25 protein-coding genes are annotated in these 24840 nt (G+C 38.0%); 2 read left to right on the forward strand and 23 right to left on the reverse strand.

What is annotated here, in order from left to right; all coding sequences use genetic code 11:
- Window positions 1–40 precede the first annotated feature (40 nt).
- The 9 genes from topA to ACYVQZ_RS00925 form a co-directional block, all read right to left on the reverse strand.
- Complete coding sequence (gene topA / locus ACYVQZ_RS00885; RefSeq protein WP_461239515.1) at window positions 41–2164, reverse strand: type I DNA topoisomerase; 2124 nt, start codon at window positions 2162–2164, stop codon at window positions 41–43.
- An 82-nt stretch (window positions 2165–2246) separates the two neighbouring features.
- Window positions 2247–3107, reverse strand: coding sequence for a DNA-processing protein DprA (gene dprA / locus ACYVQZ_RS00890; RefSeq protein WP_461239516.1), 861 nt, complete (start codon window positions 3105–3107; stop codon window positions 2247–2249).
- 45 nt (window positions 3108–3152) lie between these two features.
- Window positions 3153–3920, reverse strand: a complete 768-nt coding sequence (locus ACYVQZ_RS00895) for a ribonuclease HII (RefSeq protein ID WP_461239517.1) — start codon at window positions 3918–3920, stop codon at window positions 3153–3155.
- Window positions 3901–4788: a ribosome biogenesis GTPase YlqF gene (gene ylqF, locus ACYVQZ_RS00900; RefSeq protein WP_461239518.1), complete on the reverse strand. Its 888-nt coding sequence runs from the start codon at window positions 4786–4788 to the stop codon at window positions 3901–3903. The genes ACYVQZ_RS00895 and ylqF overlap by 20 nt, the downstream gene beginning before the upstream one ends.
- Window positions 4789–4968: 180 nt before the next feature.
- The gene (locus ACYVQZ_RS00905; RefSeq protein ID WP_461239519.1) at window positions 4969–5433 is read right to left on the reverse strand and encodes a DUF1307 domain-containing protein; all 465 of its coding nucleotides are present in this window, start codon (window positions 5431–5433) and stop codon (window positions 4969–4971) included.
- A 243-nt stretch (window positions 5434–5676) separates the two neighbouring features.
- Window positions 5677–5898, reverse strand: a complete 222-nt coding sequence (locus ACYVQZ_RS00910) for a YozE family protein (protein ID WP_461239520.1) — start codon at window positions 5896–5898, stop codon at window positions 5677–5679.
- A 20-nt stretch (window positions 5899–5918) separates the two neighbouring features.
- A complete protein-coding gene (locus ACYVQZ_RS00915) occupies window positions 5919–6527 on the reverse strand; it encodes a YpmS family protein (RefSeq protein WP_461239521.1) in 609 nt (202 codons plus the stop codon).
- Window positions 6528–6533: 6 nt separating this feature from the next.
- Window positions 6534–7469 (reverse strand): SGNH/GDSL hydrolase family protein, encoded by a 936-nt coding sequence (locus tag ACYVQZ_RS00920; protein WP_461239522.1) that lies wholly within the window; start codon window positions 7467–7469, stop codon window positions 6534–6536.
- An 84-nt stretch (window positions 7470–7553) separates the two neighbouring features.
- Window positions 7554–8396: a DegV family protein gene (locus tag ACYVQZ_RS00925; RefSeq protein WP_461239523.1), complete on the reverse strand. Its 843-nt coding sequence runs from the start codon at window positions 8394–8396 to the stop codon at window positions 7554–7556.
- Between the two features lie 209 nt (window positions 8397–8605).
- On the opposite strand from ACYVQZ_RS00925, the gene trhA reads away from it, so the two are divergent.
- On the forward strand, window positions 8606–9244 hold the full coding sequence (trhA, locus tag ACYVQZ_RS00930; RefSeq protein WP_461239524.1) for a PAQR family membrane homeostasis protein TrhA: 639 nt from the start codon (window positions 8606–8608) through the stop codon (window positions 9242–9244).
- Window positions 9245–9262: 18 nt separating this feature from the next.
- Here the strand turns inward: trhA and ACYVQZ_RS00935 are convergent, their stop codons facing one another.
- Genes ACYVQZ_RS00935 through dapB form a run of 5 tightly spaced genes read right to left on the reverse strand, consistent with a single transcriptional unit; the run spans window position 9263 to window position 14627 of the window.
- Window positions 9263–9745 carry a dihydrofolate reductase gene (locus ACYVQZ_RS00935; protein WP_461239525.1) on the reverse strand — a complete coding sequence of 161 codons (483 nt, stop codon included), beginning with the start codon at window positions 9743–9745 and terminating at the stop codon, window positions 9263–9265.
- A 27-nt stretch (window positions 9746–9772) separates the two neighbouring features.
- Window positions 9773–10732: a thymidylate synthase gene (locus tag ACYVQZ_RS00940; protein WP_461239526.1), complete on the reverse strand. Its 960-nt coding sequence runs from the start codon at window positions 10730–10732 to the stop codon at window positions 9773–9775.
- A gap of 15 nt (window positions 10733–10747) precedes the next feature.
- Window positions 10748–12640, reverse strand: a complete 1893-nt coding sequence (locus ACYVQZ_RS00945; protein WP_461239527.1) for an ABC-F family ATP-binding cassette domain-containing protein — start codon at window positions 12638–12640, stop codon at window positions 10748–10750.
- Window positions 12641–12645: 5 nt separating this feature from the next.
- On the reverse strand, window positions 12646–13863 hold the full coding sequence (locus ACYVQZ_RS00950; RefSeq protein WP_461239528.1) for a CCA tRNA nucleotidyltransferase: 1218 nt from the start codon (window positions 13861–13863) through the stop codon (window positions 12646–12648).
- Complete coding sequence (gene dapB / locus ACYVQZ_RS00955; RefSeq protein WP_461239529.1) at window positions 13860–14627, reverse strand: 4-hydroxy-tetrahydrodipicolinate reductase; 768 nt, start codon at window positions 14625–14627, stop codon at window positions 13860–13862. The genes ACYVQZ_RS00950 and dapB overlap by 4 nt, the downstream gene beginning before the upstream one ends.
- A gap of 161 nt (window positions 14628–14788) precedes the next feature.
- On the opposite strand from dapB, the gene ACYVQZ_RS00960 reads away from it, so the two are divergent.
- Window positions 14789–15607 carry a recombinase XerD gene (locus ACYVQZ_RS00960; RefSeq protein WP_461239530.1) on the forward strand — a complete coding sequence of 273 codons (819 nt, stop codon included), beginning with the start codon at window positions 14789–14791 and terminating at the stop codon, window positions 15605–15607.
- 57 nt (window positions 15608–15664) lie between these two features.
- Here ACYVQZ_RS00960 and ACYVQZ_RS00965 read toward each other — a convergent pair whose 3' ends face one another.
- The 9 genes from ACYVQZ_RS00965 to ACYVQZ_RS01005 all read right to left on the reverse strand — a co-directional run bounded on the left by ACYVQZ_RS00965 (window position 15665) and on the right by ACYVQZ_RS01005 (window position 24801).
- Window positions 15665–16918: a tetratricopeptide repeat protein gene (locus ACYVQZ_RS00965; protein ID WP_461239531.1), complete on the reverse strand. Its 1254-nt coding sequence runs from the start codon at window positions 16916–16918 to the stop codon at window positions 15665–15667.
- A gap of 139 nt (window positions 16919–17057) precedes the next feature.
- Window positions 17058–17333, reverse strand: a complete 276-nt coding sequence (locus ACYVQZ_RS00970; protein ID WP_461239532.1) for an HU family DNA-binding protein — start codon at window positions 17331–17333, stop codon at window positions 17058–17060.
- Window positions 17334–17700: 367 nt separating this feature from the next.
- Entirely contained in the window at window positions 17701–19011 is a 1311-nt protein-coding gene (der, locus tag ACYVQZ_RS00975; RefSeq protein WP_461239533.1) for a ribosome biogenesis GTPase Der, read from the reverse strand.
- A gap of 82 nt (window positions 19012–19093) precedes the next feature.
- Window positions 19094–20299 (reverse strand): 30S ribosomal protein S1, encoded by a 1206-nt coding sequence (gene rpsA / locus ACYVQZ_RS00980; protein WP_461239534.1) that lies wholly within the window; start codon window positions 20297–20299, stop codon window positions 19094–19096.
- A 70-nt stretch (window positions 20300–20369) separates the two neighbouring features.
- Complete coding sequence (gene cmk, locus ACYVQZ_RS00985; RefSeq protein WP_461239535.1) at window positions 20370–21056, reverse strand: (d)CMP kinase; 687 nt, start codon at window positions 21054–21056, stop codon at window positions 20370–20372.
- A 26-nt stretch (window positions 21057–21082) separates the two neighbouring features.
- Window positions 21083–21619 carry an SAG1386/EF1546 family surface-associated protein gene (locus ACYVQZ_RS00990; RefSeq protein WP_461239536.1) on the reverse strand — a complete coding sequence of 179 codons (537 nt, stop codon included), beginning with the start codon at window positions 21617–21619 and terminating at the stop codon, window positions 21083–21085.
- A gap of 62 nt (window positions 21620–21681) precedes the next feature.
- A complete protein-coding gene (locus tag ACYVQZ_RS00995) occupies window positions 21682–23133 on the reverse strand; it encodes a RecQ family ATP-dependent DNA helicase (protein ID WP_461239537.1) in 1452 nt (483 codons plus the stop codon).
- Window positions 23126–24154, reverse strand: coding sequence for a helix-turn-helix domain-containing protein (locus ACYVQZ_RS01000; protein ID WP_461239538.1), 1029 nt, complete (start codon window positions 24152–24154; stop codon window positions 23126–23128). Before ACYVQZ_RS01000 ends, ACYVQZ_RS00995 begins: the two co-directional genes overlap by 8 nt.
- An 80-nt stretch (window positions 24155–24234) precedes the next feature.
- Complete coding sequence (locus ACYVQZ_RS01005; RefSeq protein ID WP_461239539.1) at window positions 24235–24801, reverse strand: ECF transporter S component; 567 nt, start codon at window positions 24799–24801, stop codon at window positions 24235–24237.
- Between the last annotated feature and the right edge of the window lie 39 nt (window positions 24802–24840).

The following is a 24840-nucleotide window of genomic DNA, read 5'->3' on the forward strand; positions in this document are numbered from 1 at the left end:
CAGCTGCACTTTAGCAGACTGCGAAAACTTTTTCAATTACTTATTTTTGCACGGCTTCTTCGTAATCACCGTTTGGACAAACAACTTGCTTGCCACCTTTAATTTTCTTTTCAACTAAGAAATGTCCGTCTTTAGGACAATCTCGACCGATTGGTTTATCCCAAGAAACGAAGTCACAATCTGGAAAACGTGAGCAACCGTAAAATACACGGTTACGTTTTGACTTACGTTCAACGACTGTTCCTTCATGACACTTAGGGCAAGTAACACCAATGTCTTTAACAATGGCCTTAGTATTACGACAGTCTGGGAAGCGTGAACAAGCAAAGAATTTACCATAACGGCCCATTTTAACGACCATTGGGGCGCCACAGATGTCACAATCCATGCCTGCCAGTTCGTCTTTCATTTCGATCTTTTCTACTTCTTCTTCAGCCTGACTAACTTCTTTTGAAAATGGCTTGTAGAATGAATCGACTACTTTAACCCAATCTTGCTTACCTTCTTCAATGCTATCAAGTTCATCTTCGACCTTAGCTGTGAATTTAACATTCACAATGTCTGGGAATTGATCTTGAATAATGGTATTAACGATTTCACCAAGTTCAGTGGGTTCGAAGCGTCGTGATACTAATTTGACGTAGTAACGTCGCTGAATGGTATCCAAAGTTGGCGCGTAGGTTGATGGACGGCCAACTCCGTTTTCTTCCAGTGCCTTAATCAAATTGGCTTCAGAGTATCTTGCAGGTGGCTGAGTGAAGTGTTGGCTAGGATCAGTCTTTGCTAACTTAACGGTGTCTCCTTCTTGAAGATCTGGCAAAATATTATCTTTGTCTTTACCGTTTTGATAAACCTTCGTAAATCCTTTGAACTTCACCTTAGACCCATTGGCATGAAAATCAACATTATTTTGTGAGATCGTCACTGCCATAGTGTCTTGAATTTCTGGTGTCATTTGACTTGCCACGAAACGTGACCAGATTAAGTTATAAAGTTTGAACTGATCGTTAGTCAGAAATTCTTTCATATCAGCCGGTGTTCGAAATACCGAACTAGGACGAATTGCCTCATGGGCATCTTGTGCGCCTTCAGGCAACTTACCCTTAACCGGTTTGGTTGCCGCATATTCAGCACCATACTTTTCATGAATGAATTGTGATGCTTCATGTTTTGCAATCGTGGAAATTCGAGTTGAGTCCGTCCGCATATAGGTAATTAACCCAACATTAGGGCCCTTACCAATTTTAATTCCTTCATAGAGTTGTTGTGCCGCCATCATTGTTTTACGTGTTCTAAAGTTCAACTTGCGGTTAGCGTCTTGTTGCATCGTTGACGTAGTAAATGGTGGCTGTGGTGAACGTTTCCGTTCTTTTTTAACAACTGCAGTAATATCAAAATCAGCTTTTTTATCTAACTGGCCTAAAATCTTTTGTACAGCCGCGTTATCTGCTAAATCTTGTTTTTTTCCATTAACACCATAGAAAGCTGCCGCGAATTTTTCGCGACCCTTTTCAAACTCAGAATCAATTGTCCAATATTCTTGTGGTTCGAACGCTTTAATTTCATTTTCACGTTGAATAATTAAGCTTAATGCCACGGATTGAACCCGACCGGCACTCAATCCTTTTTTGACTTTCTTCCATAAAATAGGACTAATTGAATAACCAACTAAACGGTCTAATACGCGACGCGCCTGTTGTGCATCAACTAAATCCATATCAATGTCACGTGGTTCTTTAAACGCATCTTTGACAGCGTCTTTAGTAATTTCATTAAACGTCACACGATGTTTATCGTTATCTAAATTTAAGATATTCGAAACATGCCATGCAATTGCTTCTCCCTCACGGTCCGGGTCAGAAGCTAAATAAACGTTTTTAGCATTTTTAGCATCTTTGCGTAGTTCTTTAATCACATCACCTTTACCGCGAATAGAAATATAATCGGGTTGATAATCATGATCAATATCAACGCCCATTCGACTCTTTGGTAAATCACGAATATGACCCAAGCTAGCAACAACCTTATAATTTCTTCCAAGATATTTTTCAATTGTTTTAGCTTTAGATGGTGATTCAACAATCACTAAATTCTTTTTAGTTTTTGATTTCGCACGTGTTTTTTTCTTCGTACCTGCATTTTTACTGGCAGTTTTTGTCGGCATCTTCAAGCTCCTTACATGACCCTAAATCTGGATCAACAATAGTCGTAAATCCAAACCATCATATTTCATAAAAAAAAACTTGTCAAATAAAGAAATTCGAAATTAAGCTTTCTGCGTTCAAAATTGGCATCGCTCCGGCCGCAATTAATTCATTGCATCCGAGTGACATTGGTGCATCAATTCGCCCCGGAACGGCCAACACGTTGCGATTTTCTTGTAAGGCTAAGCTAGCCGTGATTAAACTACCACTCTTTTGTTTTGCTTCAATCACCGCTAATGACTGACATAGGCCCGCAATAATGCGATTGCGTTGTGGAAAGTGAAATTGCATTGGTGGGCTCCCTAATGGATATTCGGATAAAACTAATCCATCTGTTTCCAGTTGTATTTGTAAATCTTGATGATGCTTTGGGTATTGCCGATCAATTCCCGTTCCAATCACACCAATTGTCTTACCACCATGATCCAATGTGATGCGGTGACTAATACCGTCAATTCCGGTTGCCAAACCACTAACAATACAAATTGAATTTTGAACCAAACTCGGAATTAAATTTTCCAGTACTTGTTTACCGTAAGTTGTATTTTTGCGCGCACCAACGATGCCGATCATTTTTTGATGTAACAAACTTAGATCCCCACGATAAAATAAAACCATTGGCGGACAATAAATTTGTCGTAAGGCTTCGGGATAGTCATCATCAAAAATTGTCATAAATTGACATTTTACTAAGTGCTTTTTAACCAAAGCTAAGTGCTCTGATGAATTCCAATGACTGATCAATTGCTTGCTGATTCTTTCTGAAAGTTTAGCGTGTTCACAGAGTATTTCGATTGTTTCAAAGGATTTAATCTCTCGTAGACATTGCCAAATCATATATTCAGTTTTAATGCCGATGCCAGGACACAGATGCAATTTTAATGCGAATGTTCTTAAATCCATAAAAAAAGCCTCCTACATTAATAATGTACGAAACTCTCCGTTAAATTATTCGAATTTTCTAACTGGTGCAAAGGAATGACGGTGAATATCAGTAATGCCCAGCTTCTTCAATCCAGCCAAATGTTTAGCCGTGCCGTATCCCATATTATTTTCAAAATCATAACCGGGATAAATTTGGGCATAGGTCTGCATTAAATGATCACGGTATTCTTTAGCCACGATGCTGGCTGCTGCGACACTAATACTTTTTTGATCTCCTTTAATCAAAGTCGTTTGGGGAATCGAGATTGTTAAAGGAACTGCATCAACAATCAAATGTTGTGGTTGGTGATGAAGGCCTAAAATAGCTTCTTTCATACCAATTTTAGTTGCTTCATAAATATTATGATCATCAATCACTTGATTGTCTTTAACGGCGATGTTAACCTCAACTGCTTCATCAATAATTTTTAAATAAAGTTTTTCGCGTTCTTGAGCAGTAAGTTGCTTTGAATCCGTAACACCAATCAAGTCAAACTGGTGATCTAAAATAACTGCGGCGGTAACGACTGGACCAGCTAATGGCCCACGACCAACTTCATCAACACCAGCAATATATTGACAGCCATTTTGCCAAAGTTCGTCTTCATATTTAAAACGCTGCTTAAATGCGACTACCTGTTCTTCACGTCTAGTGATTTTCTTCTTTAATCGCTGCAAGGCTAGAACAACACCGCGTCGTGAATCACTAGCCAGCGTTTGAACCCAAGGGTCATTCAAGTTAGTGATCGTTTTTAATTTTTCTTGAATTTCTTTAATGGTTTGCTGCGTCATTTTCGTTGCTCATTTCTGTGATTTCATCTGGTGTTTCTAAACTAGTCGCGCCTAATTTTAATTTTCTAAAATCAGTAATAATGCGTTCACTGGCTCGATCATAGTCATCTTTAAAGCCTAATTTACTCGTGATTTCTAACAAAGCATCGGCATCGGTGGCAGTTTCGTCCAAAACTTCAGGTGCTAAGTGATAACGATCACTCAATATCTGTGGATTAACTATTCTAAAATGATGAATTGCAAACAAAGCAACATCATCTTTTGGATACAAACTATCTTTAATAGATCCAATCAGCGCTAATTTGACACCAATTAGCTGTGTTTCAAACTTAGGCCATAAAACACCCGGTGTATCCAATAGTTCCAGATTAGCAGATGACCGCAACCATTGTTGTCCAGTCGTGACACCTGGACGATTGGCCGTATTAGCCACATTTTTATTCACCAAATGATTTAATAAGGTAGATTTACCGACATTTGGTACACCAACGCACATCGCTTTAATTGCCCGATTTTGCATACCTTTGGCCGATTCTTGTGCCACCATCTGTGCCAAAATTTGTTGGCTTTTTTTCGTAACTTGTTTTCTAACCTGACTACTGCGTCCATCTACAGCAATCACTGGCTGGCCTAATTGTTCAAAATAGGTCAACCACTGATTCGTGACACGCTGATCTGCCATATCAAGTTTGGTCATGATTAATAAATGTGGTTTATGATGCAAAGCCTGTTTAACGACTGGATTTTGTGACGAAAACGGAATTCGTGCGTCAACCAGTTCAAACACAATATCAACTAATGATAACTGCTCTCTAATTTGCCGCAAAGCTTTTGCCATGTGACCAGGAAACCACTGAATTACTGCCATAATATGAAACTCCTTTATTCATTTCAATCAACCGTTAATGAAACATACTCATTAAGTTAGTATATCCATTTACTTTTAGAATGTACATAAAAAACAGAGCCTTTGGAAAAGATACCAAGACTCTGTGATTTTTAGATGACTTGAGTTTTTTCAAGCACCCTTAATTATTAAATTTAAACTCTAATCATTACCTTTTTGAAGCTTATAACCATCACTCTTCAATTGCTTGACGGTTTTATTATAACTAACTTTCTTGACGCCTGACCCAGCGAAATTGCTATCAATTGCCTTCAAGTCATCCGCTAATACCTTGGAATAATCGATTTTAACTTGAACTTTCATCTTCTGGCCGTCAACTTTAAACTTGGTATCGATTCCTTTTTTCTTACCGTACTCATCCATTTTGCTCTTAACGGTACTCGTTACAGTTTTAAGCTGATCTGCAGTTGCACCAGTACCACTATAATCACTCGTTACTGTTTCATTTTCCGAAAGCACCTTGTCGCCTCGATGCGTAATTTTATCCGTTGCTGTTGTATTGTCCTGAGTCTTTTTGTATGTCGATGTTTCAGTTGCTGAACATGCAGACAACCCAATTGAAAGTAATAACACCATTAAGATGCCAAAAATGCTTCTTTTTTTCATGATAATCCCCCCTATATATAAAATAAGATTATCTAAATATTTACTATTCGTCAATATTAAATAATAAAATAAAAAAATAACATTCTTTTGTAGGAGGGGCATCTTTTATAAATTAATGTAACAATTCAAAATGCTCTTATATCAAGTATTTAGTTAGGTGAAATTCTATTTTATATATTTTTCCGTTTTTACTTTAGTCATGATTGGGCTCAATCATTCAAGTACTGCTATATTGTAAAAATCTTAATTCATTTTATTCAAGTATCGTTGCCAAGCATCATCAAAGATCGTCATTGCCTGTAAATAGTTTGCATTTTCTTCTAAGTAATGCGAAATCTCATCAAAATCTTGTGACTGTTTTGGAAATGCTTGATCATAAAAAGCATTATTCGCAAATTCAGCAATCTCGTCAGCTCCACTTGGATTACGCTGTGTCATTAAGTATTGGTAAAAGCTTTGTCGCATGTTAATTCTCACTTTCATTGCTAGTTTTTCGGAATGGTCACCAAGAAGCGAAAATGACCTTGTTGCATATTAATCTCTTCTGCTGAGTAGTGCAAACTGTGGTGTTTACTATATTTATTCAAATCTAGCAAAATAGTTTTCTTCTTCTGATTTAATTTGACCCAGTTAGGGATTTTGTAGTTGTTTTTAACATAACCCATGACATATTTAATTGGCAAATTTAAATGACCGACAGCTAGACCCTTCGCCTTTAATAACACATTGCCATTGGCTAGTTTTTTCGGTGTAAAATTCAACGCAAAATTAATGGTTGCCCCTAAAAATTTTGTTTTACCAGTGATTGTTGCATTTTCACCCACAAAGAAACGATATTTAACCTTCTGCCCTTTTTGTAACTTGGTTAAATAGTTTGCAGCAAGCGCGTTAATCTGCTTTTTATTTAAATCAACTTCAAAAGAAGAATCACTTTTCTTTGGTGCTGAAGTACTACCTGGTGCTTCTACAGGCGCTGTTATTTGATGATAAAGATACCCCCCACCAATTAAGAGAACCACAATCAGTCCAATAAAGCCCCACTTCCAAAAATTATGTTCACGTTGCTTTTTTTTGTTCACTTCACTTGTGCGCATTGATCCCTACTCCTCTTTTAGCCAACTATCATGTTGTTGCATTTGTTTAAATAATTTATCTGCCATTTTTTCATACCCTAAATGATTAGGATGAAAATTATCATCGGTTGAAATGTAGTGATTTAAATTATGATTTTTTTGACTCATAATTTGATTCACTTCTTTTTCATTCATATTTTTAGCATTCGTTTTGGTAGCTTTGTCTTCAAGCTGCTGTTGTTGTGCCTTTGTTTGATATTGCCCATGTGACATTAAATCGTCAACATTCACAAAATATGCGGGACCATAACCCTTTAATGTTGCTTGTGAGGTTGAATTCCAATTTGTGACCGCCGTTGTGATTGAGTCCACATTGGCAAAATAGACATAGAATGGATTGTACACACTAAATAGAAAGATAGGCGCCTTACCATTATATTGTCTAACCTTTTTAAGCAATTCATTTAACTTTTGATTGTAAGTTGTATTAGCGGCGCTCATTTTATCCGAAAACTTTGTTTTTGAAGAAACAAACGCATTCGACTCTAGCGACTGCATTAAATCATTGCCACCAACCGTCATCACAATGACATCAGCATTTTTTAGATTATTTTGAAATTTGGTTTCGTTGTTCAACCGTTTTAAAATTTGATCAGATCGATCCCCAGCAATGCCGTAATTAGTTGTTTTAACTGAGGTATGGTCCCTTTTCTCCAGCTTAGTCTTAATAATGCCGACATAACCGCCATTATTTTTCTGATCGCCAACCCCTTGTGTTAATGAATCTCCCAAGGCAATTAAATGAATTGTTTTTTTATTCTGATTTACTTTTTTGGTTGCTTGTTTCGACGTTGGGTGATTTTGATTACCGGTCTGTTGGGTGCCAAAATAAATGCCCCCACCAATAATGACCAAAATCGCAATAACGATGCCAATCCAAACAACTATTTTTTTCTTAACCATATTTGCTCTCCAACTTGATATATGTATAACAATAAAGGCCGGAGCATCACAACTCGACTCCAACCTTAGGTAATTAGTTATGTTTTATTCAGTATAATACATTAAACAAAAAGCCCCAATGCCCGCATGAGTGGCAATAATTGGCACTGTTTCTCTGATGACCAATGGTACATCTGGAAACAAAGAAGTGATCTTTTCTTGCATTTTGGCAACAACTTCTGTCGCTTGCACGTGTGAGATGCCAATTGATTTAATCTTCGGACCATTTTGCATTTTTTCATAAACATCAGCGTAGTACTTATTAAGGGCCTTCATACCGCGACCCTTCATCCGAATTTCAATTTTACCACCAGTGACTTCCAGACCAACCTTAATATTTAATAGATTTGAGAGCGCACCAGCCACCTTGCTAATTCGGCCACCAGCTACAAGATTGTTCAAGTTAACAACACCCAAATAAAGTTTTGAGCGATCACGAACAGATGCCATTTTTTTTACAATTGTATCAACATCTGCGCCTTCTTGTGCAAGTTTAGCAGCTTCCACTACTTGGAAGGCTAAACCACGGTCAGTCGTCTGACTATCTACCACCGTGACATCCGTTTTACTAAGCGTTGCGGCTTGTTCAGCTGCATGAACTGTTCCACTAATTGATTCCATCATGTTGACACAAATCACTGAGCTACCGTCTTCACCGAGTCGATCAAATGCGTCAACAAACTTACCAATTGGTGGTTGAGACGTTTTCGGTAACGACTGTGCGTTTTTCATTAATTCTGGGAATTGTTCATTAGTAATGGTTTCCCGTTCAACATAAATTGTTCCATCAATCATCACTGACAATGGAATAATTGTAATATTATAATTTGAAATTTCTTCTTCAGTTAAACCTGCTGAAGAGTCTGTGACGATTTTAATCTTCGTCATGATTCGACCACACTTTCCGACATTTTATAAATATGATATACTCTATCTAGTTCATAAAACTAGATAACCTAGTTTAATACATAGATCCATTTTTGTAAATCGTTCAGTCAATCTAATATCAAGTATTATTTACTAAACAGTATAGCAGAAGTACCTATTATTTTCATTCGAAAACTAAATTACATCACGATTCTATAAGGAGCTTTATCATGCAACTACAAACCAAAAAACGCACCATTTTAATTGAAATTGCCAACACCATTACACATGGTTTGGGCACTGCTTTAGCAATTGCTGGTCTAGTACTTCTCATTATTAGAGCAGTCTCTCTCCACAGTCCAATCCGCATCGTGACTTTCACAATTTATGGCAGTATTTTGATTCTATTTTATTTAACGTCCACTATGTTTCATGCGTTAGTTTTTACAAAAGCACACAACGTGTTTCAAGTGTTTGACCACTCGATGATTTTTATTTTAATCGCTGGTACATATACACCATATTGTCTAGTCGCCATTTCTGGTTGGCTAGGTTGGACTTTGTTTGGCGTGATCTGGTTAATGGCGATCTGTGGTGTCGTCTATAAAAGCATTTGGTTGAAAAAATCAACGCCACTTTCCACTGCCATCTACGTCATCATGGGCTGGTTATGCGTCTTCGCCTTCAAACCACTTTGGACAAATCTAAGCCTTGTTGGTTTTACGCTACTCGTGTTGGGTGGCGTCACGTTCACACTGGGTGCGCTTGTTTATAGCAAACCGGGTTGGCCTTATGCTCATCTCGTCTGGCACTTCTTTGTGCTTGGTGGAACCATCCTGATGTACTTTTCAATATTGCTATTTGTATAATACAATTAAGTTCAAAATTTACCGTTTTTGATAGGTCTCAAATGTGTAATCATATTGATTCTTATCATCTGCGTTAAATGACTTTTGCTCAATGAGTTCCCATTCATCATAATTAATGGGAACCATTTTTGTGTCCGTCTTAAATTCATGAGCAATTGCCGTTTTGAATAAGTGCGTTGCCAATTGATATGTGGAGTCATAAACAACTGCGCCACCCATAATATAAATATCATCTGAGATTGAATTTAACAATGTTTTGAGTGCCTCCACATTTCGGACGATCTCGACCCCTTCAACAGGCGCCATCGTGGTTGATAAAACAATATTACGTCGATTCGGCAGTGGTTTGCCGATGGAGTCAAATGTGTGTTTACCCATGACAACCACGTGACCAGTGGTCAGCGTTTTAAAGTGTTTCATGTCAGCTGGTAAATGCCATGGTAATTGACCATTGATACCAATACCATGGTTTCGATCTTCTGCCCAGATAAATCCAATCATGATGTCTTACTCCTCGCTAAAATAAGATTAAACAGCAACAGGGGCCTTGATGGCCGGGTATGGATCATAACCCTCAAGTTTAATATCAGCCATTTCATAAGCCTCAAGCGGCTTCTTTTCAGTTGGTAAAATCAATTTTGGTGCCTCTTTTGGCGCTCTAGTCAATTGCTCTTTGATTTGATCAATATGATTGTTATAAATGTGGGCATCACCAAGGGTATGCACAAATTCACCCACTTGTAAGTCACATTCTTTAGCAATTAAATGCGTCAGTAAAGCATAACTAGCAATGTTAAACGGAATGCCTAAGAAAATGTCACCACTGCGTTGATAGAGTTGACAACTGAGTTTGCCATCCGCCACATAAAATTGGAACATAGTATGGCACGGTGGCAATGCAACCGTTGGTACATCTTCAGGATTCCAGGCAGTAACAATTAAACGCCGTGAATCTGGCGTTTTTTTAATTTGATCGATGACGGTTTGAATTTGGTCAATTGTATCACCAGTACTGGTCTTCCATGCCCGCCATTGACTCCCGTATACTAAGCCAAGATCACCATATTTTTGGTCGAAAGCATCATCATTTAAGATGCGGTCACAAAATAGTTGCTTTTGTTCTTGATAGTCGGTATTAAATGCATCATCGACTAAACTTCTATGGCCAAAATCAGTCATATCAGGTCCGCCATACTCCGCACTTTCAATCCATTTTTTAAATGCCCATTCGTCCCAAATATGATTTTTATGCTGCAATAAAAAGCGGATATTGGTATCACCTCTTAGAAACCACAGTAATTCACTTTTAATCAACCCAAATGGCACTTTTTTAGTGGTTAACAATGGAAATCCTTCATTGAGGTCAAATCTCATTTGATAGCCAAATAATGAATGTGTCCCAGTATTTGTCCGGTCTGTTTTTTGATGGCCCTCATTCAATACTTTTTTAGCCATTTCTAAATATTGCAATTCGTTACTATTTGTCATTTCGATACCCTCCTTTTATTCGGCAAATTCACTTAAGTATTCCCAACGATCGGTCTTATCATCAATAGCTTGATTGACATTGTCTAAGTCTTCTTGTAATTTAGCAAGTTTGTCATAATCACTGGCATTATCGTTCATTTGAGCAGCAATACTTTGTTTTTGTTGCTCTAACTCGTCGATTTGTGATTCAATCTGGTCCCATTCCATTTGTTCAGCATACGTCAATTTACGTTTACCGTCAGCTGTTTGATCTTTTTTAGGAGTTTGTTTTTTAGATGTCTCTGGTTTCTTATTGGTTGAGCTAATTAATTCCTGACGTTGACTCAAATAATCACTGTAACGTCCCTCAAATGGCTTAATTTTCCCTTGCCCTTCAAATACAAGCAGCTGGTCAGCAACTTTATCTAAAAAGTAGCGATCATGGGAAACAGTGATAACTGTGCCATTAAAACTATCCAAATAATCTTCTAAAACGGTTAGAGTTGCAATATCTAAGTCATTGGTTGGTTCATCGAGCAATAAAACGTTTGGCTGCATCATCAAAATTTTTAGTAAAAATAACCGTCGCTTTTCTCCACCAGATAATTTACGAATTAATGTCCCATGCATGAAACGTGGAAACAAAAATTGCTCTAACAACTGAGTCACACTAACCACATTACCATTTTTATCAGTAATGTTTTGTGCCGTTTCACTCAAATAATTAATCATCCGTTTGTCTTCATCAATGGGTTCAGTTTGTTGCGTATAATAACCCAAATGGACAGTTTCACCGATTTTAACTAAGCCTGAGTCTAGTTGCTGTTTTTGGGCAATGACATTAAGTAAACTCGATTTGCCGACTCCATTTTCACCGGTAATCCCAACCCGGTCCCCTGCCTGAATTAAGGTACTGAAATCATCTAAAATAACTCGTTGACCAAATTTTAACTTGGCATCTTCAATTTTGATCACATCTTTACCCAGTCGTTGTTGACCAAGATTAATATCCACATCTTCATCAACTTGCAGATTACCCACGTTTTGTTCTAATTCATGAAAATGATTAATGCGACCCTTTTGCTTCGTTGACCGTGCTTTAGCACCCGTTTTCATCCAGGCCAGCTCTTTTTTATAGAGTTGTTGTTGTTTGTGTTCAGTTTCAGCTTCCAAACTAACTCGTTCGGCCTTTTTTTGGACGTATTCTTGATAATTACCGCTGTATTCGTATAACTTCCCAAACGATAATTCCCAAATATTATTTGCCACCTGGTCTAAAAAGTATCGATCATGGGTGACAACAATCACTGCACCTGAATAGTTAGACAAATAGTCTTGCAACCAAACTGTCGAATCAATATCCAAGTGGTTTGTAGGTTCATCTAATAACAATAAATCAGGCGCCTGAATTAAGACCTGTGCTAAGCCAACACGTTTTTTTTGTCCACCAGACAAATCACCAACTAATTGTGCCAAATTCGTAATTTTAAGCTGCGTTAAGATCGTTTTAACTTCACTTTCAGCATTCCATGCACCTTTTTGATCCATCAAATTTTGAGCTTTGGTGAAACGCGCCATGGTCTCTTCATCTTCTGGATTCTGTTCTAATTGTGCCAATGTATCTTCATAATTTCTAATAACCTTAAAAATTTCTTGACCACCAGCAAAAACAGCATCCAAGACAGATAATTGATCATCTAACACTGGCAATTGATGCAAAAAGCCGATTGTGTAATCATTTGGGACGATAATTTCGCCGTTGTCGGCATGAACTTCACCACTGATCACGTTCAACAAAGATGTTTTACCACTCCCATTGGTACCAATTAAACCAATTCGATCATTTTCATTAATCAAAAAATTCAGTTGGTCAAATAACGTTTTTTCACCATAGACACTTGTTAAATTTTCAGCACGTAACGTCTGCATAACTCTTAGAGTTGCTCCTTTTCGATTAACATTTTGGCACTAGTCACTAATTGATCGTGTTGATTGGGTAAATCACCCGCAATTACTTGCCTTTCAAGATTAGCAATGATTTTACCAATCAAAGGGCCTGGCTTTAGGCCGGCTTCAGTAATTAATTGTTTACCATTAATTTGTAGTTCACTTTTTTGTTTAATAGGTAATGCTTCATAATCTGTGAGCAGATTGTCTATTTGAACTTCATTACCATAAAGATCAGCCACATGATCAGCACTAATTAATAGATCATGCCCCGTTTTGAACAATAAATCCGCAGATACCTCTTCTTCTAGCAACCCATTTGTAGCATCAACAATAAGATGAGTTTGTTCAATGGTTTTATTAGAGACTTTCCATTGTTTCAAAAACTGCGTTATCTGATTGTTGTGGAAGTAAAACGTATACGATAATAAGGCCCAAACTTCAGCGTTGGTGGCTAACTGCCAATCCTCTAAAGTCGTCAATTGTAATAAATTATTGCCGAAGGCTTGTAGTACAGGACAATATCGATACAAATTGGTGTTCACAAATGCTTTTATTCCAGCAGGTGGATTCTGACCTAAAAATAATTTTTCTAATTCCACTCGTGTTCTTTCAATCGCAATTTTTTCTAGCAATGGTGCATTATTTTGAATGCCCGCTAAAGTTTGTCGTTCAATATCAAAATCCAATTGACTGGCAAAACGCACTGCACGCATCATTCGTAATGCATCTTCATGAAAACGTTCATTGGCATCACCAACTGCACGTAAAACACCATTTTTTAAATCTTTGAGACCATTAAAGAGATCAATCACTTCGCCATTTTCACGCATAGCTAATGCATTGATAGTGAAATCGCGCCGTTGCAGATCTTCTGACAAAGAGCGCACAAATTTCACTGAATCAGGTCGACGATAGTCTTGATACCCTGATTCGGTTCGAAATGTGGTGGTCTCATACCCGACACCGTGTTCTAAAACCATGACGGTGCCATGCTCGATGCCAGTATCTACTGTGTGATCAAAAATTTGTTTAATTTCATTTGGATAAGCACTGGTCGCAATATCAACATCATGGATTGGATCGCCCAAGATTGTATCACGAACGCTGCCACCAACAAAATAAGCCTCAAAACCAGCGGCTTCAATTTTTTGCATGATGGGACGTGCTTGTTCAAATTCATTTGGTAATTTTTTGATAATCATAAAATATTCTCAAGTCCTACGAGTAATTCATTGTACTGACCAATTTTTTCAACGGCGACGGCAACGCCACTCATGAATGATTGTCGGTCAAATGTATCTTGACGAATCGTTAATCCTTCACCTAGCGCACCAAACATCACTTGTTCATGTGCAATTAGACCTGGTAAGCGAACAGCGTGGATGCGAATGCCGTTGTATTCACCGCCACGGACATGGGCCAAAGTTTCTTTTTCATTTGGATTGCCTTGCTGATGAGCAGGACGAACCTGGTCAATTAATTTGGCCGTACTTAACGCCGTTCCACTAGGTGCATCAACCTTTTGATCGTGATGCATTTCAATAATTTCCACATCTGGCATGTATTTAGCTGCTTGTTGCGCAAACTGCATCAATAAGACCGCACTGATACCAAAGTTGGGGGCAATTAAGCCGCCAATCTGATGTTGTTTGGCAATTTGTTTAAGTTCTTCAACTTGTTCATCTGTTAATCCAGTTGTCCCAACAACTGGTCGATAACCATGTTCTAAGGCAAATTTAGTGTTGGTATAAACTGAGCTTGGCACCGTAAAATCAATCCAAACGTCAGCATCAATATCAATGTCTTTCAAATCATGAAAAACGCTAACACTTGCTGGTAAATTATCTTGTTTGTTTAAATCAGGACCAAATACCGCTACTAACTCAAATCCATCGTGTTCCTGCACCATGTTAATGGTCTTTTGTCCCATTTTTCCTTGATAGCCAGCCACAATTACTTTAATCAAAATTGGTCACTCCTTAGTTATCGAATTTCCTATTTATCTTACCAGATTTTGCACCTCGATTAAACTGATTGTTTTGTTTTTGGCGCTGCGGGTTTTGCAGCGCTTTGTTTTTTATGTTAAAGTTAAGGTAACTTTTTACTATTAACTTTATTTAAAATTAGGTGATTAAAATCGCATATCCATATCAAGCTCCGTTTAATCTTTTTTTACAAAATCAGCAAAAATCTGCGGCCACTATCGCGTCGATCAATCAAACCTTAACGCAATTTTTTGATTTTATGGCAACCACCTCTAGTTTTCAAACCAACCCCAGTGTAAACAATATTTTCGATCGTGATATTGAGTCATTCATCACGCAACATCAAAACGTGAGTCCTGCCACCTATAACAAATGGCTATCACAATTAAACAATTATTTTAAGTATCTTTTTACCCATCAGTTAAATACCCATCTCCCCACCATTAATTTACATGGGCAACCGAAAGCTGCTCAAAGCACAATCTCATACACCTGGCTGGAAAAGTTGGATGATATTTTGAATGATCCACAACTACATTGGTATACAAAATTAACGTTATTACTGCTAGCGAACGGATATCAAGTTGCTGAAATTTTACAACCACAGTTTTATTTGGCGTGGCAAGATCTCACATTAACTAATACCCAACAATCTTTTCGCCAACAATTCAATGATTTTATTTCACCACTCCAACACAAACAACACAGTGCGGACATTTTTTTAAAGCAACGAATAGATATCCAACATCCTCAACTAAGCTTACCCGGTCTGCACAAATATCTTAAACCTGACAGTCACTATCTCGGTTTCTCATTAGCACCAAAGTATTTACATCAAAGCTATGTTCTTCATTTTTTGCAATTCCACCCGACATTAAATGATCAAGAGTTAGAAAAACAACTAGGACTCGATCCCCAGTCGCTTTTATACTATCGAAAATTACTAATTCAAAATAAATAGACGTCGTTTTTACGACGTCTGTTTTTTAGTGATTGGAAATTTTAGCACTACTTATTCTTAATCTTCGTCTAGCATTGCACCCATTTCACTGTCGCTAGGGACTAATTCAAGATACTGATGCAGTTGTGCTTGTGCCAACTCTGGTTGCCCATTTTCGCGATAAAAGAAAAAGCTTTCTTTCAAAAAATCTGGTTGGTTAGCAAAATATGGTCGGGCGGCATCATAATTTTTGGTGGCTAAGTCAAACTGTTCTTGATTTTGATACGACAAGGCCAAATTCCAATAGATCTGCGGGTCAATTTCATCATTTTCAATATACGGTTGTAAGAGATCAATGTTATCCGCGTGACGATTCTGTTTGACCAATAAATTACTATAATCAAGCACCAACTCTAAGTTGTCAGGGTCAATTTCATGCCCGGCTTGCAGGTATTGTGCCATCAAATTTTCTTCTCCTAAATGACTAGCCACTGAAGCGGCTTGTTTATACAATTGTTCATTGTAGCGATCAACACCCAGACCTTCTTGCAATGTTGCTAAGGCACTTTCATAATCATTGGTCTGCTCGTAAACATTAGCCAATGCCTGATAAGCTGAAGCATATTGTGGATCTTTTTCAATCAATTTTTGCAACGTTTCTTGAGCTTCTTTATACTGCTTCAACTTTTCTTGTGTTAATCCTGTCTGGAACAAAATATCAGTTGAACGAAATTCTGGTTTAACTTGTTTAAAATAACCAAGCGCTTTTTCAAACTGGCCACTTTGTGCGTATGACATACCTAGTCTACCGGCAATATCAACTTGAGAAAAGACCGTTTGGCCGGCTTTGATTAGTTCAAAATAGTAAAAAATCGCATCATCAAATTGATTCATCATATAGTAGAATTCACCCAATGCAAATAAAACAGCCGGTTCTTGTGGCGCAATCTGATAGGCTTCTTTTAATTTTTGTTCGCTAACTTCAAATAATTCTTGTGTTTGATATAAATCTGCTGCAACCAATAATGCCTCTAAATAAGCATCAGAATCTGGTTTTATCTGCGAAATATAGGATAGTGCTTCGTCGTTGTGACCCTCGTCAATTGCAATATCCGCTAATGCTGTTTTTAAAACATCTTCATCTGGATAGCGATCCAATAACTTTAAGTATGTTCGCTGTGCTTGACGAATGAAACCCAGACCATATAATTCTTCTGCCAAGCTAAACAACATATCATCGTCATCATGACGCAATGCCAAGGCGAAAGATTTTTTGGCGTCATCTAGTTGTCCTGATGACAGTTGATCTAACATTTTTTCAGAATAACTCATTTTTACACCCTCTTGTTTTAAAACTCATCTTAATATGATAACAGGTTTCGATAAAAATGGCATTAAAACCACCTCATTACATGAGCAAACAAAAAACCAGTATGCATAGCATACTGGTTAACGCCCGATAAATAAAGAATTATTTAACAGCGTCCTTTAAAGCCTTACCTGGCTTGAATGCAGGTACTTTGCTTGCTGGAATTTGAATTTCTTGTCCAGTTTGTGGATTGCGACCCTTGCGAGCAGCGCGTTGACGAACTTCGAAGTTACCAAAGCCAATCAATTGTACCTTATCACCCTTAGCTAATGATGCTTGGATTGAACTAAATACTGCATCAACTGCAGCAGTAGCATCTTTTTTAGTCAAGCCAGTTGCTGATGCAACACTGTTAACTAATTCTGCTTTGTTTGCCATGTAATTTTCACCTCCCACCAAGAAGATCGGATGTAGTTACACCCATTTTTATTGTTAATTTTGAGTGGTCCAAAATTAACGAAACAATAACGGGAAACCGTATCATTTCTACTGATAACATTATCATAGCTAAACCCCTATAGCAAGCGATTTTCGGACATTTTCATCGAAAAAGGGGATAAAATGACTAATAACATTAACAATTCACCCGATTTTATTACGTTTAGGTATATATCAACCGATAAGTAGATATTCAAAAAACATTAATTGTAAACCCTATTTTTCATCTAAAAAAATTATATGAATCATATTTATTCTAATAAAAAAAATCAACAAATAAAAAAAATCGTGATCATCACGATTTTTCTTATTTTCGTTTACGCTTAATCAAATGAATTGGCGTTCCCGTGAAATCAAATGCTTCACGAATCCGATTTTCCAAGTAGCGTGCATATGAAAAATGCATTAATTCCGGATCGTTGACAAAAATAACAAATGTTGGTGGTTGAATGGCAACCTGAGTCATATAGTAAATTCTTAATCGTTTACCACTTTGCGTCGGAGTTGGATTAGCCGCAACAGCATCCATTAAGACATCATTTAAAACGGACGACTGAATGCGCATTGTGTGGTGATCGTAAACTTTTTTAATCAGATCTGGTACCTTATCCAGTCGCTGTTTTGTTTTAGCAGACACAAAGACAATTGGTGCATAGGTTAGATACTGGAATTCTTCACGAATAATATTTTCAAACGTCGACATGGTTTGACCATCTTTTTCAACAGTATCCCACTTGTTAACAACAATGATAATTCCACGACCCGCTTCATGCGCATAGCCAGCAATTCGTTTGTCTTGCTCACGAATTCCCTCTTCTGCATTCAGAACAACTAACACAATATCACTATCATCAATGGCCTTCATTGCTCGGAGCAGTGCGTAGCGTTCTGTGTTTTCATATATTTTGCCACGTTTTTTAATACCGGCAGTATCTACCATCGTATATTTCTGACCATCGGCACTAGTAAACTGCGTATTGATTGCATCACGAGTCGTGCCAGCCACATTGGAAACGATGACACGGTTTTGGCCTAAAATGGCGTTAACCAACGAAGATTTCCCGACATTAGGACGACCAATTAAGCTGAATGAAATACTGTCGTCCTCTACTTGTTCGTTCTCGTCTGGAAATTTATCAACCACTGCATCAAGTAAATCACCAATGCCAAGTCCATGAACGCCAGAAATTGGGTACGGATCCCCAAAGCCGAGTGAGTAGAAGTCATAGACTTCACTGCGAAGTTCAGGATTATCGACTTTGTTAACTGCTAACACAACCGGCTTATCAGCCCGATATAAAATCTGTGCGACTTGTTCGTCAGCATCTGTGATTCCCGTCTTGATATCAACAAGGAAAATAATCACATCTGCTTCATCAATCGCAACTTGAGCTTGTTCTCGGATTTGTGTAATAAATGGTGCTTGTGATAACTCAATTCCACCAGTATCAATGAGGTTGAATTTTTGTTCCAGCCAGTTCGCATGGGCATAAATTCGATCGCGCGTCACTCCTGGAGTATCTTCCACGATTGAAATTCGTTCACCTGCAATCCGGTTAAACACAGTTGATTTACCGACATTGGGACGGCCAACAACAGCCACAGTTGGATTTGCCATATGATCACCTCTTTTTCTTTTTTGACAAAAAGGAAGCCGGGACTAAATTATCCCAGCCTCATTTTTTGGTTTAAAGTTTGTTTTATTCTTGTGAATCTTTAAGTTCGTCACCAATCAAATCACCCAAAGTAAAACCGCTCTCTTCTTCAGGAGCATCTTTAGCAACATTTACTGATTGATGTTGTGCCTTATCTTCAGCAGCTTGAGGTTTTTCTTCAAGTGCTTTGATTGATAATCCTAAACGTTGTTCGTCAGGATGTACTTCAAGAACTTTCACTTGAACTTCTTGGCCAGGTGTTAAAACATCGGCTGGCGTAGCAATATGCTTATGTGAAATTTGTGAAATGTGAACTAATCCTTCAACGCCTGGGAATACTTCAACAAACGCACCAAAACTAGTCAAACGCTTAACAGTTCCAGTAAGGACACTACCTTCTGGTGCTTTTTCAGCGATATCATCCCATGGGCCAGGCAATGTTTGTTTAATTGAAAGTGAAATACGTTGCTTTTCAGGATCAACAGATAAGACTTTCACATTAACCTTTTCGCCAGTCTTTAAGACATCTGAAGGTTTTTCAACACGTTCGTATGCAATTTCTGAAACGTGAACCAAACCATCAACGCCGCCAAGATCAACGAATGCACCAAAGTTAGTCATTCGGGCAACAGTACCTTCAACTACTTGACCTGGTTGTAAAGTAGCAAAGATTTCTTTAGCAGCTTCTTTATGTTGTTCTTGAACAATTGCTTTGTGTGAGAGAATCAAGCGGTTTTCGCTTGGTTCAATTTCAACAATTTTAAACTCAAGTGTTTCACCTTTAAATTGATTTAAATCTTCAACAAAGTGATCAGTAATCATTGAAGCAGGTACAAATCCGCGAACACCAGCGTCAACAACGAGGCCACCCTTAACAACTTGGGTAACAGGTGCAGTAATGGTTTCACCATTTTCAAATTTTTGTTGAATTTCGTCCCAAACTTTACGTGCTTCGAGACGACGATGTGAAAGTAAGTAACTTCCATTTTCTTTGTCATTTCCAATTTTTGAAATAACAACAAGGTCTAAGACATCCCCGACCTTAACAGAATCATTAATATCTTCAACTGGCTTTGTTGATAGTTCTTTGGCCGGAACGACACCTTCAACACCCGCTCCTTCGATACCAACGATTGCTTGACGATCATCATCAACGGCAAGTACTTCACCCTTGACAACATCCCCAACTTTAACATCCTCTACACTATTTAAAGCGTTTAATAAGTCATTTCTATCTTCATTTTCAGCCATGAAAAAAATTTCCTCCTTGCGACAATCAGCTCTACCCTTAATAATACCGAAAATCGAGCGATAATTCCAGTCATTCTCCCAATTCGTTTTGTTTTTTTATGATAATTTCGTTAATCTTTTCAACGACCTGGTTAATAGTTAACGATGTCGTATCTAAAAGAATCGCATCTTTAGCTTGTGTCAACGGTGACACGGCACGTGTGGAATCCTTTTGATCACGCAATTCAATTTCTTTTTGTAGTTCATCTAAAGGTGTTGTTATGCCCTTAGCTATATTTTCTTTATAGCGTCTTTGTGCGCGTTCCTGTGCGCTAGCAACCAAGAAAATTTTGACTTCAGCATGTGGTAAAACCGTCGTACCAATATCACGACCATCCATCACAATGCCACCTAGATCAGCAATTTCTTGTTGTCGTTTAACCAATTGTGTTCGAACGCCTTGAACTGCTGAGACTGCCGAAACGTTGTTTGTAACGTCAGGTAATCTGATTTCTCGTGTGACTTCCTGATCGTCAATAAAGACCCGTTGTTCGTCTTCACCCGGCTCAAACACGATCCGACTATTCACTGCTAACGTTGTCAACGCCTGATCATCAGTCAACTCAACTTTTTCTTGTAGTGCTTTAAACGTAATGGCACGATACATCGCACCCGTGTCACAATAGACATAACTAAAATGCTTAGCAACTAATTTAGCCACCGTGCTTTTACCCGCGGAAGCCGGTCCATCAATTGCCACTTGTAATGGTTTTCCCATAATTTCTTTGTCTCCCAAACATTATCTTATTTAACTCGTAACCGTTGACCAGGTGTGAGACTAGCATTTTGGCTAATTCCATTTAACTGGCACAGTTCTTGAACCGTTAAGCCATTGTTAACGGCAACCCGGTATAGCCCTTGACCAGCCGGTACAGTGATGTATTTTTCATCAGTAGACGAAGAGGAACTACTTTCAGTACTAGATTCCTCTTTTTTAGCAGAACTAGATTCACTACTTGCTTTTTTCTTACTTGATTTAGTAGAACTAGCTTTTTTCTTAGTCGCCTTTTTATGGCTGCTACTTGACTGTGCAACTTGCTCAGTATCTGACTTAGGATGGTTAAATGAGCTTTGATTATTCCACCAATAAAAGACTGGTGTTGCTGCTAAGACAATAATTAACAAAACTAAGACAGTCGTAATCATTGAATTATGTGAATTCTGTTTGCGATGTTTGGTTCGTGATAAATTACCTTCTTGATCACGATCCTCACCATCGGCAAAAGTTTTGTCCCATGGCTTTTGCTCATGTTTGGGCTCTTTTTGTTCTTTATCACTCATCAAATGAGCCTCCTTTGCAATCTTTCCTGCAATTATTGTATCATACCACGATTTTTAAATAATTAAGAATTAACAAAAAATAATTTGGATAATTGGTTACGCCAATTTAATTTAAGTGGTGTTGTTTTTGTGAGTTGTTTTTCTTGCGGTAAGTGTGCCAATATCTCATTGCTAATTTCGTGGGTGGTGAAGTTACAACAATTCTCTTCATGTTGATTAACTTGCTCGTCAAAATATTGCAAAATTTGTTGGCGTAAGCACGTCTGTGCGTTGGCATAATCTAGCATTCGTTGCAATTTTTCTTCAAATAGTTGTTTACTTTGTGTAAATGACTCGTTAATTTGTGTTTCGCTTTGACCACTGCGAACATAATAATCTAACAATTCACCTAGATCACCCAACGTGTCTTTTTTTAAGCGTCCATGCACAAAATCTGCAATCACCTGATTACTTGGTATCGTCAATGCTTTTAATCGTCGAGGAATAAATTCATCCCCTCCACTATACAGTAAAACAGCCAAACTTTGCTGACCATCACGTCCAGCACGACCAATTTCTTGAACATAATTTTCGATATTAGCAGGTAAATGATAGTGAATCACAAAACGAATATCATCCTTATCAATGCCCATCCCAAAGGCACTAGTTGCACAAATCACATCAATGTCATTATGCATAAATTGATGTAGTAACTTATAACGAGTCGTTGCGCTAATACCAGCATGGTAAGCTTGAGCGTTAATTTGATGCTCCTGCAAATATTGCGCAATTTGAGTTGCTTGTTTCCGGCTGGAAAAATAGACAATGCCTCGTCCATGAATCTGGTTTAATAACTGCACCAATCGTTCATTTTTTTCCTGTTCATTGGCCAACTTTTGTGTAGCTAAATAAATATTCGGACGATCCACTGATTGAATGACTTTTTTGACACTTTGATCCTTTAGTCCTAATTTGTCGATAATATCTTGTTGCACTTTTTTGGGAGCAGTTGCCGTCAACATTAAAACTGGTGGCATATGTAACATCGTCAGTAGTTGTTTAAGCATCAAATATTCTGGTCTAAAATCTGGTCCCCATTGAGAAACACAATGGGCTTCATCAATCACAAATAATCCTAATTCAATTCGCATTAGCGCCTTTTTGACATTCTCTTGCGCCAAAATTTCCGGAGATGCAAAAATGTAATCAAATTGTTGTAGGTGATTTAACGCTATTTGTCGTTCTTGGAAATTTTGCATTGAGCTGAGCATCACAACTTTTTTTTGTCCGCTCATTTGCAACCTAGCGACTTGATCTTGCATCAGCGATAGTAATGGAGACACTATCAAGATACTACCTTTTAGTAGGTAACCCGGTAATTGATACAGTAGTGTTTTTCCGGCCCCAGTTGGCAACACAGCTAATGTATTTTGGCCGTTTAAAACTGACTGTAAAACTGGCAATTGGCCTTCACGAAAATGATCAAAGCCAAACTTATCTTGTAACACTTGTGTTAACTGCGTTTCACTAACCATGATCTTGATAACTCCTCATAATTTGAAACATCCGATACAAAAAGAACTGTTCAGAAGCATCTTCACCGTCAATTGGGTGAAATTGCCACGTATCAATGTTGCCTTTATATAATTGATTGTATTGTGCAATTTGTTGCTGGTTCAGTAACTTAGGGTAAGGAAACTGATTTTTTGTAAAAATGGCGACTTCCAGCAAATGCTCCCTCACCGTACTTAATTTTAACCGCCGTTGGTGTGCAATTTGAGAAAGTGTTCTACCGCGATCAAATAATTCAAATGACTGCTGGGCACTTTGGCTCACTGGTAAGTTTGCTTGATATGGCTTTAATAACTGACTAATTATTCCTTGCAGGTCAATTTCAAAAGCAGCGAAGCCACTCCATAAATCTTTTTGCATGATTTGAATGTCGTCATTTGACTGGCCCACCAATGTTGTAATTTGACTTCCAGCCAATCCCGAGGATTGGTGTCCCACTAATTGATATGCTAAAAAATTAGCTTCGTTGTCTGGCAACGTTTCTAAAAACTGCGCTATTTCCTGACTAAATTGTTCGACCATGACTGATTTCTGTTGCGCATGAAACCATCTTTTAACTGTTCGTTTTGCCTGTTCGTTATCAACTAAGGGCGCGTAATGAGTATTTTGGTAGCTATATTCAGAGACCACCTGCACAGCTAACAACATTAAAATTTGAATGTTATCTGTCTGAAATTGAAGCCACTTATCTACAAATTGCGGCTGATAGTGACTGGTAATATAATTTTCTTTAGCTGCTTGCCCATTGCTTGTCAACATGATCTGTTGATTTTCAATTGTCACTAACCCATTACTTTGCATTTGCCTGAGTTGTTGTTCGTACAATGGTCGCCGCAAACCATGATCAAAATCTAAATACGGCAAAATTTGATACCGCATCCCCCAAAATAAGGTTGCCACCGTGCGATGATTGGTCAAGATATTTTCGATGACTCGAATACGTCGCGCCTGTGTATTTGATAATAATGTGATTAAATACGTCACTGCAAACTCCTTTGAACTTCATTAACATTAAGCATAAAGAAAAGCCTGGTAAATTACCAGACTTCTGAATAAATTTTGATTTAAATTTGATGATTGAGCCAGTGTTGCAGCCGGTTAGCAATTAGGGCAAAGACCGTCCCCACTAAAACACCTTTGATCAAGTTGAATGGCACAACTGCAAACAAAACTAATTTTGGTAAAGCAATGCTAAGTTTCATGCCCAAGACTTGCATGTATAATGGCAAAACAACTAACCAGTTAGTCAATGACATCACAACAGTCATTGAAATGGTGGCGAGCACAATTCCCAGCACATACCGTTTTTTGAGCGTTAAATGATGTTGTTTCATCACTAACCAAAATGGCAAAATTAATGTCATTGAAGCTAAAAAGCTACTAAAGACACCAATCAATTCTGGTAACGACATGCCATAGGCCATTGCATGAATTAAACATTTCAAAGCCGTGATCACCGTTGCGCCCAGTGGTCCATAAACTAACAGACCAATGAGAACCGGGACATCCGAAAAATCAATCTTCAAAAATGGTGCGATTGGAATCACCGGAAACTCGATAAACATCAACAGAAACGAAATGGCACCCAAAAGAGCAACACCAACTGTGGTACGAATACTAGCTACTTTCATTTTACTACCTCCGCGTGAAGGCCATCTTCAAATGATGAA

It is taken from the genome of Paucilactobacillus salsurae (assembly GCF_054784995.1).

Excerpts from the sequence above, each read along its gene's own strand:
- topA (WP_461239515.1), bottom strand. The coding sequence starts at position 2,164 with ATGCCGACAAAAACTGCCAGTAAAAATGCAGGTACGAAGAAAAAAACA.
- dprA (WP_461239516.1), bottom strand. The coding sequence starts at position 3,107 with ATGGATTTAAGAACATTCGCATTAAAATTGCATCTGTGTCCTGGCATC.
- ACYVQZ_RS00895 (WP_461239517.1), bottom strand. The coding sequence starts at position 3,920 with ATGACGCAGCAAACCATTAAAGAAATTCAAGAAAAATTAAAAACGATC.
- ylqF (WP_461239518.1), bottom strand. The coding sequence starts at position 4,788 with ATGGCAGTAATTCAGTGGTTTCCTGGTCACATGGCAAAAGCTTTGCGG.
- ACYVQZ_RS00905 (WP_461239519.1), bottom strand. The coding sequence starts at position 5,433 with ATGAAAAAAAGAAGCATTTTTGGCATCTTAATGGTGTTATTACTTTCA.
- ACYVQZ_RS00910 (WP_461239520.1), bottom strand. The coding sequence starts at position 5,898 with ATGCGACAAAGCTTTTACCAATACTTAATGACACAGCGTAATCCAAGT.
- ACYVQZ_RS00915 (WP_461239521.1), bottom strand. The coding sequence starts at position 6,527 with ATGCGCACAAGTGAAGTGAACAAAAAAAAGCAACGTGAACATAATTTT.
- ACYVQZ_RS00920 (WP_461239522.1), bottom strand. The coding sequence starts at position 7,469 with ATGGTTAAGAAAAAAATAGTTGTTTGGATTGGCATCGTTATTGCGATT.
- ACYVQZ_RS00925 (WP_461239523.1), bottom strand. The coding sequence starts at position 8,396 with ATGACGAAGATTAAAATCGTCACAGACTCTTCAGCAGGTTTAACTGAA.
- trhA (WP_461239524.1), top strand. The coding sequence starts at position 8,606 with ATGCAACTACAAACCAAAAAACGCACCATTTTAATTGAAATTGCCAAC.
- ACYVQZ_RS00935 (WP_461239525.1), bottom strand. The coding sequence starts at position 9,745 with ATGATTGGATTTATCTGGGCAGAAGATCGAAACCATGGTATTGGTATC.
- ACYVQZ_RS00940 (WP_461239526.1), bottom strand. The coding sequence starts at position 10,732 with ATGACAAATAGTAACGAATTGCAATATTTAGAAATGGCTAAAAAAGTA.
- ACYVQZ_RS00945 (WP_461239527.1), bottom strand. The coding sequence starts at position 12,640 with ATGCAGACGTTACGTGCTGAAAATTTAACAAGTGTCTATGGTGAAAAA.
- ACYVQZ_RS00950 (WP_461239528.1), bottom strand. The coding sequence starts at position 13,863 with ATGATTATCAAAAAATTACCAAATGAATTTGAACAAGCACGTCCCATC.
- ACYVQZ_RS00965 (WP_461239531.1), bottom strand. The coding sequence starts at position 16,918 with ATGAGTTATTCTGAAAAAATGTTAGATCAACTGTCATCAGGACAACTA.
- ACYVQZ_RS00970 (WP_461239532.1), bottom strand. The coding sequence starts at position 17,333 with ATGGCAAACAAAGCAGAATTAGTTAACAGTGTTGCATCAGCAACTGGC.
- der (WP_461239533.1), bottom strand. The coding sequence starts at position 19,011 with ATGGCAAATCCAACTGTGGCTGTTGTTGGCCGTCCCAATGTCGGTAAA.
- rpsA (WP_461239534.1), bottom strand. The coding sequence starts at position 20,299 with ATGGCTGAAAATGAAGATAGAAATGACTTATTAAACGCTTTAAATAGT.
- cmk (WP_461239535.1), bottom strand. The coding sequence starts at position 21,056 with ATGGGAAAACCATTACAAGTGGCAATTGATGGACCGGCTTCCGCGGGT.
- ACYVQZ_RS00990 (WP_461239536.1), bottom strand. The coding sequence starts at position 21,619 with ATGAGTGATAAAGAACAAAAAGAGCCCAAACATGAGCAAAAGCCATGG.
- ACYVQZ_RS00995 (WP_461239537.1), bottom strand. The coding sequence starts at position 23,133 with ATGGTTAGTGAAACGCAGTTAACACAAGTGTTACAAGATAAGTTTGGC.
- ACYVQZ_RS01005 (WP_461239539.1), bottom strand. The coding sequence starts at position 24,801 with ATGAAAGTAGCTAGTATTCGTACCACAGTTGGTGTTGCTCTTTTGGGT.